At 70.9% G+C, this 13,992-nt stretch carries 11 protein-coding genes and 1 riboswitch; all 11 genes read left to right on the forward strand.

Features of this window, described 5'->3' with window-relative positions; genetic code table 11:
• The first annotated feature begins 141 nt into the window (after window positions 1-141).
• The gene (locus BFF77_RS10755; protein ID WP_066946973.1) at window positions 142-1,176 is read left to right on the forward strand and encodes a nucleoside triphosphate pyrophosphohydrolase; all 1,035 of its coding nucleotides are present in this window, start codon (window positions 142-144) and stop codon (window positions 1,174-1,176) included.
• A gap of 45 nt (window positions 1,177-1,221) precedes the next feature.
• Window positions 1,222-3,108 carry a tetratricopeptide repeat protein gene (locus tag BFF77_RS10760; RefSeq protein WP_066946943.1) on the forward strand — a complete coding sequence of 629 codons (1,887 nt, stop codon included), beginning with the start codon at window positions 1,222-1,224 and terminating at the stop codon, window positions 3,106-3,108.
• Window positions 3,105-4,412 (forward strand): cytochrome P450 family protein, encoded by a 1,308-nt coding sequence (locus BFF77_RS10765; protein WP_066946946.1) that lies wholly within the window; start codon window positions 3,105-3,107, stop codon window positions 4,410-4,412. The genes BFF77_RS10760 and BFF77_RS10765 overlap by 4 nt, the downstream gene beginning before the upstream one ends.
• Window positions 4,413-4,594: 182 nt before the next feature.
• Window positions 4,595-5,488, forward strand: a complete 894-nt coding sequence (locus BFF77_RS37725; protein ID WP_079125011.1) for a transglycosylase family protein — start codon at window positions 4,595-4,597, stop codon at window positions 5,486-5,488.
• A 412-nt stretch (window positions 5,489-5,900) separates the two neighbouring features.
• A riboswitch (cyclic di-AMP (ydaO/yuaA leader) is annotated at window positions 5,901-6,071 on the forward strand.
• A gap of 2 nt (window positions 6,072-6,073) precedes the next feature.
• Window positions 6,074-6,838 carry a transglycosylase family protein gene (locus BFF77_RS10775; protein ID WP_066946952.1) on the forward strand — a complete coding sequence of 255 codons (765 nt, stop codon included), beginning with the start codon at window positions 6,074-6,076 and terminating at the stop codon, window positions 6,836-6,838.
• Window positions 6,839-7,220: 382 nt separating this feature from the next.
• Window positions 7,221-8,510: a phosphopyruvate hydratase gene (eno, locus tag BFF77_RS10780; protein ID WP_066946955.1), complete on the forward strand. Its 1,290-nt coding sequence runs from the start codon at window positions 7,221-7,223 to the stop codon at window positions 8,508-8,510.
• Window positions 8,511-8,655: 145 nt separating this feature from the next.
• Window positions 8,656-9,129, forward strand: a complete 474-nt coding sequence (locus tag BFF77_RS10785) for an FtsB family cell division protein (RefSeq protein WP_066946957.1) — start codon at window positions 8,656-8,658, stop codon at window positions 9,127-9,129.
• A 161-nt stretch (window positions 9,130-9,290) separates the two neighbouring features.
• Window positions 9,291-9,863, forward strand: coding sequence for a DUF501 domain-containing protein (locus BFF77_RS10790; protein WP_066946960.1), 573 nt, complete (start codon window positions 9,291-9,293; stop codon window positions 9,861-9,863).
• Window positions 9,860-10,801 (forward strand): Ppx/GppA phosphatase family protein, encoded by a 942-nt coding sequence (locus BFF77_RS10795; RefSeq protein WP_066946963.1) that lies wholly within the window; start codon window positions 9,860-9,862, stop codon window positions 10,799-10,801. The genes BFF77_RS10790 and BFF77_RS10795 overlap by 4 nt, the downstream gene beginning before the upstream one ends.
• Window positions 10,802-11,308: 507 nt before the next feature.
• Entirely contained in the window at window positions 11,309-12,697 is a 1,389-nt protein-coding gene (locus BFF77_RS10800; RefSeq protein ID WP_066946966.1) for an NAD(P)/FAD-dependent oxidoreductase, read from the forward strand.
• 403 nt (window positions 12,698-13,100) lie between these two features.
• Window positions 13,101-13,992, forward strand: an 892-nt coding sequence (locus BFF77_RS10805; protein ID WP_066946970.1) for an SAM-dependent methyltransferase, incomplete at its 3' end; no start/stop codon positions are given.

Here is a 13,992-nt window from a genome sequence, read left to right on the forward strand (position 1 = left end):
GGACCGGACGCCCGGCCGGTCGGCCCGGCCGATGTGACCAGCCGGCCCGACCAGCCGCGTCGGCCCGACCAGCCGGGCCGAGCGGCAGCGCGGTCGACCGCCGTGGTCCGGCCGCGGGCGCGCCGGAGGTAGGTTCGAGTGGTGACAGACGAAGCTCCCGCCGCCTCCGGCCGTATCGTCCTGCTGACCGTCAGCCACCGGGTCGCGCCCGGACTCCTGTCCTGGCCCGCCTGGCAGACGCTGCGCGCCGCCGACCGCGTGCTGTGTGCCGACGGCGGCCATCCGCTGCTGCCGTATCTGCGCGAGGCCGGCGTCACCGTCGAGGCCGGTACCCCCGCGCCCACCGCACAGGACCTGGTCGACGCCTGCGCCGGCGGCCGTACGGTCGTGGTCATCCCGTCCACCGGCGGTGACGCCGACGGTGAGGGCGCAGGTGAGGGGACCGGCGACGGTGCCCTGACCGACGGCCTCGCCCGGCTCGCCGGCTCCGGCCGCGTCCGGATGCCCGACCTGGAGCTGCTCCCCGGCTCCTACGACCTGCCCGGCGCCCGTCTTCTCGACCTCGTCCATGTCATGGACCGGATCCGGCGCGAATGCCCGTGGTCCTCGGTCCAGACGCACAAGGGACTCGCCAAGTACGGCATCGAGGAGGCGTACGAACTCGTCGAGGCGATCGAGGACGGCGACGGCGACGAACTCCGCGAGGAGCTGGGTGACGTACTCCTCCAGGTCGTTTTCCACGCCCGTATCGCACAGGACGGGCTCGACGAGGAGAACGAGCCGTTCTCCATAGACGATGTCGCCGCCACGATCGTGGAGAAGCTGATCCACCGCCATCCCCATGTCTTCGGCGACGAGACCGCGAAGACGCCCGAGGACGTCAAGGCGCACTGGCTCCGTACCAAGGCGGCCGAGAAACAACGCGACTCGGTCACCGACGGCGTCCCGCTGGGCCAGCCCGGTCTGGCCCTCGCCTCCAAACTCGCGGGCCGCGTCCGCACGGCGGGCCTGGACGTCGAACTCCCCACGGGCGACGGCATCGGCTACGACCTGCTCGCCATGGCGGTACAAGCCGAAGCGGCAGGCGTGGACCCGGAAACAGCCCTCCGCGCGGCGGCCCGCACCTACAGGGACGCGATCCGCACGACCGAAGCGGGCGGCGGCGCCACTGAGTAACGTGGCGACGGGCGATTGGTGGGGATACGGGGGAACGGGGCGCGGATGGACATCAACTGGGACGGCGAGCCGGAGCCGGGTGCCGAAGCGGTTGTCCTGGCGATGGACTCTGTTGACTGGAAGCGGGCCAAGGGACGCGTCATGGGTCTGCTGCGCCGTGCGGGCGTCCCGGATGTGATCGAGGACGTACTCGAAAGGGCCGCGGGTGAGCTGCCACGTGGGACGTTGTGGCGGGAGCAACTGCGCCGCTTCCTGGAACAGTCGCCGCCGACTGTGGTGAGCGAACTCGGTTCCGTCATCCGTGAGCTCCACATCACGGAGCCGGAGCGGCTCATGCTCACCCGCAACGAGGTCTCCGGAGGCGCGGTCGCCGGTAACGTCGTACAGGCGGGCTCGGTCCGTTCGCTTTTCGTCGGCGACGGTCACCTCGGAGTGGCTCTGCCCACGCCGGACGCATGGCCGCGCCTGTCCGAGCTGGCGCCGCTCGACCTGGGCGTACGGACGTCCCGTACCTTCCGCGACGAGCCCGAGCTTCCGCGCTACGCGGCACGGGACTGCGACACGAGGCTTCACGTCCTGGCACGGGAGGCGGCCGTCTCCGGTGGGCTGGTCGTGGTGACGGGCGAGCCCCTGTCCGGCAAGACCATGACGGCGTACCAAACGCTGCTCGCCTGTCTGGGCCGCCAGGGACAGATCTGCGCACCCGGCCCGGGCACGGACCTCCGGACACTGCCCGCGCTGCTGCGCGGCCGTGCCGACGGCCCGTACGCCCTCTGGCTGGACGATCTGGAGGGCCACCTGGGCGCGCCCGGGCTCACGCCGGGCCTCCTCACCCAACTGATCCAGCAGCGCCTGCTCGTCGTCGCCACGATGCGCGACGAGGAGTACGAGAAGCACCGCTTCGGCTCCGACGCGAGCTCCCGGGTGCTGGCGAGGGCGGAGACGGTCGAACTGGCCTCGCGGTGGAGCGAGGACGAGCTGTCACGGCTCGCCGACCTGTCGGCCGACGACGCCCGGCTGGCCGGCGCGCTGAACCGGCGTGGCGTCAGCGGTGTCACCCAGTACCTCGCTATCGGCCCCGAACTCTGGGCGGAGTGGAACCGCGCTCGCCGCCCCGGCGCGCACCCGCGCGGCCATCTGCTGGTCCGGGCCGCGATCGATCTCGCGCGCCATGGGATCGACCGTCCGGTGCCGTTGGACCTGCTCCGGTCGGTCCACGGTCGCTACGGCCCCGAGATCGCCGATCCACGGCGCGAATCGTTCGAGGACGCCCTCACCTGGGCCACCGAGACCAGACACGGAGTCGCCGGACTTCTGGTGCCGGGGCAGGCCCGCGGCACCTGGAAGGCGTACGGCTCACTGGTCGCGGACGGGGCGCGCCGCCCGGACATGGCGCCGATGCCCTACTCCGCCTGGGAGTGCGTGATGGACGCGACGATCGACGGGGTGCCCGAATCCACCGTGGTGACCATCGCCAGGGCCGCACTGCTTCCTGCGGCGAAGGAAGGGGACAACTACGCCGCGGTTTGGCTTGCCACTTTCTGCCGTGAGGCGGGCGATGTGGTGGAGGCGACCCGCTGGTACCGCGCGGCGGCCGACGCCAATCCCTCGTACGCGCCGCTGGCCGGGAAGTACCTCGCGGAACACGGCAGCCTCCTGGGGGCGCTTCCCTATCTCCGGACCGCCGCCGAGGCCGGGAACCGGCCTTCCGCCGTCCTGCTCGGCAGGCTCCTGCGCGACGAGGCCGAACACTGGCTGCGCCTCGCGGCCCAGGCCGATGACGGCGAGGCGGCGTACGAGCTGGCCGGTCTGCTCTACCGCCCGGGCAGGCCCGGACAAGAGGCCGACGAGTGGTACGCCAGGGCCGCCGAGCTGGGCTACGCACCCGCACCGGTCGGCGCGCGGGTTCGTCCCGGTACCGTCGGCCGGTGACCGAAAAGCCCCCCGCCGCCGTTTCCGCGTCCGCCCTTGCCACCACGCCCGCTCCCGCGCCCGCCCCCGAGCTCTTCACGTGGGAGTTCGCCACCGATCCGTACCCGGCCTACGCCTGGCTCCGTGAGCACGCGCCCGTGCACCGGGCCAAGCTGCCCAGTGGTGTCGAGGCGTGGCTCGTGACGCGGTACGGGGACGCCAAGGCGGCGCTCGCCGACGCGCGGCTCTCCAAGAATCCCGTTCATCACGCGGAAGGGGCGCACGCCAAGGGGAAGACCGGGATTCCCGGGGAGCGCGACGCGGATCTCATGACGCATCTGCTGAATATCGATCCGCCCGACCACACCCGGCTGCGCCGGCTGGTGTCCAAGGCGTTCACGCCCCGGCGCATCGCGGAATTCGCGCCCCGGGTCCAGCAGCTCACCGACCGGCTCATCGACGGTTTCGCGGCGAAGGGCGAGGCGGATCTGATCCATGACTTCGCCTTCCCGCTGCCCATCTACGCGATCTGCGATCTGCTCGGCGTACCGGCCGAGGACCAGGACGACTTCCGCGACTGGGCCGGCATGATGATCCGGCATTCGAAAGCCGGTCACGGCGGCGGGCCGCGCGGCGGTGTGGCGCGGTCGGTGAAGAAGATCCGGGGATATCTGGCCGAACTCATCCACCGCAAAAGGGAGAACCCGGGCGATGATCTGATCTCGGGTCTCGTCCGGGCCAGTGACGACGGCGAGCACCTCACCGAGAACGAGGCCGCGGCGATGGCCTTCATCATCCTCTTCGCCGGTTTCGAGACCACCGTGAACCTGATCGGCAACGGCGTCCATACGCTGATACGCCACCCGGAGCAGCGCGCCCGGCTTCAGCGTTCGCTCGACGCGGGCGAGACGGAGCTGCTGGCGACGGGCGTCGAGGAACTGCTGCGGCACGACGGTCCTGTGGAGCTGGCCACCTGGCGGTACGCCACCGAACCGGTGACGCTCGGCGGGCAGCGGATCGCGGTGGGCGATCCCGTACTCGTCGTACTCGCCGCGGCCGACCGCGACCCCGAGCGGTTCGCCTCGCCCGACACGCTCGATCTCGCACGACGTGACAATCAGCACCTCGGCTACGGGCACGGCATCCACTACTGCCTCGGCGCGCCGCTCGCCCGCCTGGAGGGACAGACCGCTCTCGCGACGCTGCTGACCCGGCTGCCGGACCTGCGGCTTGCCGTGGATCCGGCCGATTTGCGCTGGCGCGGAGGGCTCATCATGCGTGGGTTGCGCACGCTTCCGGTGCAGTTCACGCCATTGTCCGGCTGATGGACCACTGCCGGATTCGAGGCCCGGTCAGCAAGCTGTAGCTGACGGGCCGTCAGGAATGTGACTTTCACGTGATCTCCGCTGCATCGACTTGTGACAGACGTTCGAGTACCGCTACGTTCACCGACGACTCGGCAGCAGCACGCCGTGCTCGAAAAGACAGTCACACGGAAGGCAAGCGCATGCGCTCCGCTAACGGCCGACACCGCAGACCACGCCAGGCCCCCGCCCTGATCGTCGCCGCGGGGGTGACCGGGTCGGCGATCGCCATCCCGCTGTTCGCCGCCTCCGGCGCCAGTGCGGCGGACGCCTCCACCTGGGACCGTGTCTCCGAATGCGAGAGCGGCGGCATGTGGAGCGCGGACCTCGGCAACGGCTACTACGGCGGCCTCCAGCTCAGCCAGGAGACCTGGGACGCCTTCGGCGGCGGCGCGTACGCGGCTCGGCCCGACCTCGCCAGCCGCTCCCAGCAGATCGCCGTGGCGGAGAAGATCCTTGAGGCGCAGGGCTCCAAGGTCTGGTCGAGCTGTGCGTCGGTCTCCGGGCTGGCGGGCACCCTGCTGCCTGGTGCCACGTCCGGGAGCGCCTCCGGCTCCGAGGGGGCCTCGCGGGGCGACCAGGGCGGCGATCCGGCCGGTAGTCCCTCCGGCGCTCCGGACGCCGAGCCCTCCGCTCCCGCCGACGGGGCGACGGTGCGGCCGGGCGAGCCGCTTCCCTCCGGTTCCGCCGGTACGCCCACGGCCGGGGCCTCCACCTCCGTGGACGGCGCCGAGGGTGCCGACGGTCTCGGCACCGGCGGCCTGCGCTCCGACGGCCTCGGCGGCACGGCCGCCGGCGGTACGGAGTCGGCCAAGGGCAAGCACCGCGGTGAAGCCGCCCGGGAGGACGCCGTAACGGGCAATCCGGATGAAGGACTTGAATACGGTCGTCATGCCTCGCGGGGAGACGGACTGCCGCGCGCCACGGACGGCCTGACGAATCGTGCGGAATCGCCCGCTCCGGTGGAGGCCGGTCAGCCTGTCGAGCGCAACTGGCTGATCGCCGACGGGCAGAAGGTGCTCGGCGGGTGGCTGTAGGGCGTACGGGCCGGTGGCGGTGAGGTGAACGGGAGGCGGCCGGTGTGGCCGCCTCCGGTGCGTTCCCGCTGGCCACGCCCCTGATCTCGCCCTCGGTCCCGCCTTCGGTGCCGGGCCCGGCCGTGCCGTGAAGTGGCCCGGATGTGCGGGCGGTTCACGGTTCTATGTCCGCTTCTGCGCAAGTGAGACAAGCGTCTCTTTGTGGCTCCTAGGGACTTTTGACCTACGAGTTGCCCTGCTTTCTGCTCTCACCAGCGGAAATGCGTAAACCTGGGCGGTGGGTAAGGGCGTTATCTCCCTGATGTGCTCCTTTGAAGAACCGGCGGGCCTGTGATTACGGTCTGAACCGCTCGCACCGCGGGCCCTGTCGACCGTCACGCCGAATCCTGCCGTCGGTCGGGGGGAGTAGTCGTCGCGTCATGCGCCGAAGGCAGGAGCGGGGGACCCACGGTTTGTGCCGGCCCCGGCCGTCGAGAGACGGCCGACGACCGGCTCGGGGTGAAGCCGGACGCACGAGCGTCCGGCCGGGCAACTCACGGCCCGAACCCGACAGCTCACCTCGTAGGCGTCGGTGAGGAGAGTTCCATGCCGCGTTCCAGCAAAGGTTCCAGCAAGGGCAGGCACCGCCGTCCCTCCCGCTCCGTGACCGCCCGCTACGCCGCGCTCGCCGGGATCACCGGCGCCGCCGTCGCGGTCCCGCTGATCGGCGCCACCTCCGTCTCCGCCGCGACCGCCTCCGAGTGGGACCGGGTCGCCCAGTGCGAGTCCGGCGGCAACTGGTCCATCAACACCGGCAACGGCTACTACGGCGGCCTCCAGTTCAGCAGCTCCACCTGGGCCGCCTACGGCGGCACCGCCTACGCGGCCAGGGCCGACCTCGCCTCGAAGTCCCAGCAGATCGCGGTCGCCGAGAAGGTCCTGGCGGGCCAGGGCAAGGGCGCGTGGCCCACCTGCGGTGTCAACCTCTCCGGCGCCGCGTACGACGGCGGCTCGGCGGACTCGGGCTCCGGTTCGAACACGGGCTCCGGCTCCGGTTCGGACTCCGGTTCCGCCTCGCAGGACCAGGCCGCCCCCCGGCAGGCACAGCCCCAGCAGCGGACCGGCCCCGCGCAGCCGAAGCGGGAGCAGGCGCAGCCCGCCTCGCGCGGCGAGAGCCGTACCGGCACGGGTGCCGCCACCGCGGTCGAGAAGGGCGACGGCGAGTACAAGGTCAAGTCCGGTGACAGCCTCTCCGGGATCGCCGCCGCGCACCAGGTCGAGGGCGGCTGGAAGAAGCTGTTCGAGCTGAACAAGGACATCGTCCGCGACGCCGATCTGATCTACCCGGGCCAGCGGCTCCACCTGAGCTGACCGCCCGGCTCCCTCCCTCCCGTCCGGATCCCTTCTTCCGGCCGCCCCCGGCTACCCCGGCTGTCCGCGGCCACCCGGCGACCCCGGCCACCCCGGGGCCGTCCCCGGCCACCCCGGCCCGGCGCGTGATCCCCGTACGCGCCCGGGCCGGGGTCTGCCCGTGTCCGGGCGTACGCGAGGGATACCGCAAGGGATACGAGAGGAGTACGCGGAGGGTACTCGGGACCGCGCCCGGGGCGGTGCTCATCGGCGCGCCGAGGCGCTCGGGTGCTTGATCCGTCCCAGCGGGCGGGCACCGGCCGGCCGACCCCTCCGGGCCGGTTAGGCTCTTGCCGCAAGGCCAATGAGACCCTGCACTCCAAGCGTCACATCCCAGAAGGAGATGCTCGTGCCGTCCATCGACGTCGTCGTAGCCCGGGAAATCCTGGACTCCCGAGGCAACCCCACGGTCGAGGTCGAGGTCGGCCTCGACGACGGCAGCACCGGCCGTGCTGCCGTCCCCTCCGGTGCCTCCACCGGTGCGTTCGAGGCCGTGGAACTCCGTGACGGAGACGCCAACCGCTACCTGGGCAAGGGTGTCGAGAAGGCCGTCCTGGCCGTCATCGAGCAGCTCGGCCCGGAGCTCGTCGGCTACGACGCCACCGAGCAGCGCCTCATCGACCAGGCCATGATCGATCTGGACGCCACCGAGAACAAGGGCTCGCTGGGCGCCAACGCGATCCTCGGTGTCTCCCTCGCCGTCGCGCACGCCGCCTCCGAGGCCTCGGACCTGCCGCTCTTCCGCTACCTGGGCGGCCCGAACGCGCACCTGCTGCCCGTTCCGATGATGAACATTCTGAACGGCGGCTCGCACGCCGACTCCAATGTGGACATCCAGGAGTTCATGATCGCCCCGATCGGCGCGGAGTCCTTCTCCGAGGCGCTGCGCTGGGGCGCCGAGGTCTACCACACCCTCAAGAAGGTCCTGAAGCAGAAGGGCCTGTCCACCGGCCTCGGTGACGAGGGCGGCTTCGCGCCGAACCTGGAGTCCAACCGCGCCGCGCTCGACCTGATCCTCGAGGCCATCAAGGAAGCCGGCTACGTGCCGGGCCGTGACATCGCGCTCGCGCTCGACGTCGCCGCCTCCGAGTTCTACAAGGACGGCTCGTACGAGTTCGAGGGCAAGTCCCGCTCGGCCGCCGAGATGACGGAGTACTACGAGGAGCTGGTGGCCGCGTATCCGCTCGTCTCCATCGAGGACCCGCTCTTCGAGGACGACTGGGCCGGCTGGAAGGTCATCACCGACAAGCTCGGCTCCAAGGTGCAGATCGTCGGTGACGACCTGTTCGTCACCAACCCGGAGCGGCTGGCCCGTGGCATCGAGGAGGGCTCCGCCAACGCCCTGCTGGTCAAGGTCAACCAGATCGGTTCGCTGACCGAGACGCTGGACGCCGTCGAGCTGGCCCAGCGCAACGGCTTCAAGTGCATGATGTCCCACCGCTCCGGCGAGACCGAGGACGTCACCATCGCGGACCTGGCCGTCGCGGTGAACTGCGGTCAGATCAAGACCGGCGCCCCGGCCCGCTCGGACCGTGTCGCCAAGTACAACCAGCTGCTGCGTATCGAGGAGATCCTCGACGACGCCGCGGTGTACGCGGGCCGCAGCGCGTTCCCGCGGTTCCGCTCCGCCTGATCGAGGCGGCAGACGCGGCAGGCACGGCGAGGGCGGTTGCCGCGCGGGGCCGCCGTCCCGTGCGTCCCGCCCGTCGTCCGTACGTCCCCGGCCCCGGTCCCGTACCGTGTCCGGGGACGTACGCACGTAACAGGGGAGGCGAGCCATGGCCGGGAACCGGGACCGGTTCTCCACCGCGACCAGGCTGCGGCTGCTCGGCGAGCAGACCGCCGCGCGCGTCTACCGCTCGCAGAACCGCCGCCAGGACCGCCGTTCCCGTCTCACCGGGCGGGCGGCCTTTCTCGCCCTGATCGTGTGCACACTGGTGGTGGCGCTCGCGTATCCGATGCGGCAGTACGTGTCGCAGCGGAACGAGATCGCCGAGCAGGAGCGGCAGGCCAGGGAGGCGCGGCAGCGGGTCGAGGAACTGCGCGACGAGAAGGCGCGGCTCCAGGACGACGCGTACATCCAGCGGCTGGCCCGTGAGCATCTCCACTATGTGATGCCGGGAGAGTCCGGTTACACCATGATCGACCCGGAAGCGGTGCGTGAGCGCCGCGCGGAGCGGGACGCGACGGACCGTCCCTGGTACTCGAACGTCCTGGACGGCGTGGACAACGCGGACCGCCCGGACCGGTAGGGGCCGCGCGCGGACCGGCGGCACCGCTCTCCGCCGTCACAGGCACGTCAGGCACACAGACACGTAGGCACGTCAGGCACACAGACACGTCGGACACCTCAGGCACACGAGCACGTCAGCCACGCAGAACCAGAACCGTGGAACGTAGAACCAAGGCAGGCATGGACACCCCTCCTCCGCAGACCGAACGCACCGAGCCCACCGAGGCGGACGTGGCCGCGTTCCAGGAACAGCTCGGCCGTCCCCCGCGCGGACTGCGCGCCATCGCGCACCGCTGCCCCTGCGGACAGCCGGATGTCGTGGAGACCGCGCCCCGGCTCCCCGACGGCACCCCCTTCCCGACGACGTACTACCTGACCTGTCCCCGCGCCGCCTCGGCCATCGGCACGCTGGAGGCGAACGGCGTCATGAAGGAGATGACCGAGCGCCTCGCGGCCGATCCGGAGCTGGCCGCCGCGTACCGCGAGGCGCACGAGGACTATCTCGCGCGCCGTGACGCCATCGAGGTGCTGGAGGGCTTTCCCAGCGCGGGCGGTATGCCGGACCGGGTGAAGTGTCTGCACGTGCTGGTCGGCCACTCGCTGGCGGCGGGCCCCGGGGTGAATCCGCTGGGCGACGAGGCGCTGGCGATGCTGCCGCCGTGGTGGGCGAAGGGCCCGTGCGTGAGCCCGTGCGCGCCCACGGAGAAGCACCACGAGAGCGACGGTCACGACGAGGGCGAGGAGCGCGTATGACCCGGGTGGCCGCCATCGACTGCGGTACGAACTCGATCCGCCTGCTGGTCGCGGACGTTCGCCCCGACACGGGCGAACTGGTCGATCTGGACCGGCGGATGAGGATCGTCAGGCTCGGCCAGGGGGTGGACAGGACCGGGCGGCTGGCACCCGAGGCGCTGGCGCGGACCTTCGAGGCGTGCCGTGAGTACGCCGCCGTCATCAGGGAGCACGGCGCCGAGCGCGTCCTCTTCGTGGCCACCTCCGCCTCGCGCGACGCCGAGAACCGCGACGAGTTCGTCCGCGGTGTGCTGGACATCCTGGGCGTGGAGCCCGAGGTGATCACCGGCGACCAGGAGGCGGAGTTCTCCTTCGACGGCGCCACCAAGGAGCTGCCGGGCCGGGACAGTTGTCTGGTGGTGGACATCGGCGGCGGTTCGACCGAGTTCGTCGTCGGCGACGACCGGGTACGGGCCGCGCGCTCCGTGGACATCGGCTGTGTACGGCTGACCGAGCGCCATCTCGTACGGGACGGCGTGATGAGCGATCCGCCCACGGAGGCCGAGATCGCCGCGATGCGCGCGGACATCGAGGCGGCCCTCGACCTCGCGGAGCTGACGGTGCCGCTGCGCGAGCCCCGCACCCTGGTCGGACTGGCGGGCTCCGTGACCACCGTCGCCGGGATCGCGCTGGGCCTGCGCGCGTACGACTCCACCGCGATCCACCGCTCCCGTGTCTCCCGCGCCCGGGTGGCGGAGATCACCCGGCACCTGCTCGCGGCCACCCACGACGAACGCGCCGCCATCCCGGTCATGCACCCGGGCCGGGTCGACGTCATCGGCGCGGGAGCCCTCATCCTCCTCACCGTCATGGAACGCGCCGGCGCCGACGAGGTCGTCGTCAGCGAACACGACATCCTGGACGGCATCGCCTGGCGCGCGGCACTCGGCGGGGCGTGAGGCCGCGTCCAGCCGTATCCGCCAATTGGTGACGCCTTCGGGTGCGCGGCACCCCTCGACGAACGTGCCGCGGGGCTGCGGGAGCCGCGCCACAGGACGAGGGGTGCCGGCTCGTGTCCGGCACGGCGGGACGGTCGATGCGGGGCCCGTTCAGGTCTTTGCCGAGGGCCCCGCGAGAAAGTTCGTGAAGTTCTTCACAAGGAATTCGAGCCTCTTGGGTGTCATCACGGTTCCTTCGCGACGGGTGGGGCCCTCGGTGGGCCCCCGGGTCCTTATACCGGGCGGTTCCGGACGCGTTACGGGCGTATGAACCGGACGGGTGGTTCGGGCGGTGGAGAAGGCGGAGGGCCAGCTCACAGGGGGTGGCCAACGACCGGTGAAGGGCCTTGGTTCCCTGGGGGCGCCGTGATTTCGATCATGTGGGCCGCGCAGTGTAGCACCACAGCAGGAAGACCTTGTGAAGGGGCTCACGAGCCCCCCCTCCCAGGGGGGTGGATACTCGATGGCATGAGCACCACGGAGCGTCCCAGGATCCTCGTTGTAGGCGGTGGGTACGTAGGCCTGTACGCAGCTCGTCGCATCCTGAAGAAGATGCGCTACGGGGAGGCGACCGTCACGGTCGTCGACCCACGCTCGTACATGACGTACCAGCCCTTCCTCCCCGAAGCCGCCGCCGGCAGCATTTCGCCTCGGCATGTCGTCGTACCGCTGCGACGCGTGCTGCCCAAGGCTGAGGTGCTCACCGGCCGAGTCACCACCATCGATCAGGACCGCAAGGTCGCCACGGTCGCGCCGCTCGTCGGTGAGGCCTACGAGCTGCCCTTCGACTATCTGATCGTGGCCCTCGGCGCGGTCTCCCGTACCTTCCCGATCCCCGGTCTCGCCGAGCAGGGCATCGGCATGAAGGGCATCGAGGAGGCCATCGGCCTGCGCAACCATGTGCTCGAACAGCTCGACAAGGCAGACTCGACCACCGACGAGGAGGTCCGCCGCAAGGCGCTCACCTTCGTCTTCGTGGGCGGCGGCTTCGCCGGCGCGGAGACCATCGGCGAGGTCGAGGACCTGGCGCGCGACGCGGCCAAGTACTACACGAGCGTCAAGCGCGAGGACATGCGCTTCATCCTCGTCGACGTCGCCGACAAGATCCTTCCCGAGGTCGGCCCGAAGCTGGGCTCCTGGGGCAAGGAGCACCTGGAGAGCCGCGGCGTCGAGATCTATCTCAAGACCGGCATGGACTCCTGCGTCGGCGGCCATGTGGTGCTCAACAACGGCCTCGAGGTCGACTCCAACACCATCGTGTGGACCGCCGGCGTCAAGCCGAACCCGGCCCTCACCCGTTACGGTCTGCCGCTCGGCCCCCGCGGCCATGTGGACACCAGCGAGAAGCTCCAGGTGCGGGGCACCGACCACATCTGGGCCGCCGGCGACAACGCCCAGGTCCCGGACGTCGCCGCCCGCAGGGCCGGTGTCGAGAACGCCTGGTGCCCGCCCAACGCCCAGCACGCGCTGCGCCAGGCGCGGCTGCTCGGCGACAACGTCATCTCCGGTATGCGGGGCTTCCCGCAGAAGGAGTACAGCCACGCCAACAAGGGCGCCGTCGCCGGTCTGGGACTGCACAAGGGCGTCGCGATGATCGTCCTGGGCAAGATGAAGATCAGGCTCAGGGGCCGGCTCGCCTGGTACATGCACCGCAGCTACCACGGTCTGGCGATGCCGACCTGGAACCGCAAGATCCGTGTCTTCGCCGACTGGACACTGGCCATGTTCCTCAAGCGCGAGGTCGTCTCGCTCGGCGCGATGGAGACACCGCGCGAGGAGTTCTACGAGGCCGCCAAGCCCAACCCGCCGGCCGTCACCGCCGTCACGCAGACACCGGAGAAGGCCAAGGCGTCCTGAGGCCGGGTCATCGGTACGACCCCGGGTCACCGGCACGACCACGACTGATACACCGATGCACGTGAAGGGCCGCTCGCCATCCGTGGTGCGAGCGGCCCTTCTCCGTGCCCGCCGTGTGCTGTGCCCGCCGTCGCGCCGTGCCCGCCGCGCCGTGCCCGCGGCTTCCCGCCGTGCCGCGCCGGTCACTCCGTACCGGTCGCTCCGACGGCCTACCCTCCGGCCCCCTCCGTACGGTCACCCGCACGCCGCCGCCGGGGAGAAAAGACGCACACCGTCAGGAAAGTGTGTGGTGGGTGCAGGCATTTTGCCGGTCCATTGCGAGCCGCAGGGACTGCATCCGTACCCGTCCGGTGTTTACGTGGTGTTGAGCATGTCCGTATCCGCCATCACGGAGGTGTGCGCCATGGCCGACGCCGCGCTGCGGCTGACCACTCTTGCCGAGGAGTTGCTGGGAGTTCCGCTCCCGGTCCGTATCCGTGCCTGGGACGGCAGCGAATCGGGACCCCCGGACGCCCCGACCCTGATCATCCGTAACCGGCGCGCCCTGCGCCGACTCCTGTGGAAGCCGGGCGAGATGGGGCTCGCACGCGCCTGGGTGGCCGGCGAGATCGATGTGGACGGCGATCTCTTCGCGGTGCTGGACCGGCTCGCCGGCTTCATCTGGGAGCGCGGCGCCGACGCCAAGGACGAGGTCCGTCCGCTGCGCGACCCCCGGCTGCGGGCCGCCGCCCGTACGCTCCTGCGCATCGCCGGGCCCTGGCCGCCGCCCGCACCGCCCGTGGAGGAGGTACGCCGGCGGTCCGGCGCGCTGCACACCAGGCGCCGGGACAAGGAGGCGATCAGCCACCACTACGACGTGGGCAACGACTTCTACGAGCTGGTGCTCGGCCCGTCCATGGTCTACTCCTGCGCGTACTGGGACGGCGGCGCCGGATTCGGCCTGGAGGACGCACAGCGCGACAAGCTCGATCTGATCTGCCGCAAGCTCGCGCTCAAGGAGGGCGAGCGGCTTCTCGACGTCGGCTGCGGCTGGGGCTCGATGGCCCTCCACGCGGCCCGTGAGTACGGCGCCCGTGTCACCGGGGTCACCCTCTCCAGGGAACAGGCGACCTACGCGCGCAAGCGCGTCGCCGAGGAGGGGCTCGCCGATCTGATCGAGATCCGGGTCCAGGACTACCGCGACGTCAGGGACGGTCCGTACGACGCGATCTCCTCCATCGGGATGGCCGAACACGTCGGTTCCGTGCGCTACCGCGAGTACGCCGACGATCTCTACGCCCTGCTCAAGCCGGGCG

The sequence above is a fragment of the Streptomyces lushanensis genome (assembly GCF_001700515.1).
In the GTDB taxonomy this organism is placed as follows: Bacteria; Actinomycetota; Actinomycetes; order Streptomycetales; family Streptomycetaceae; genus Streptomyces; species Streptomyces lushanensis.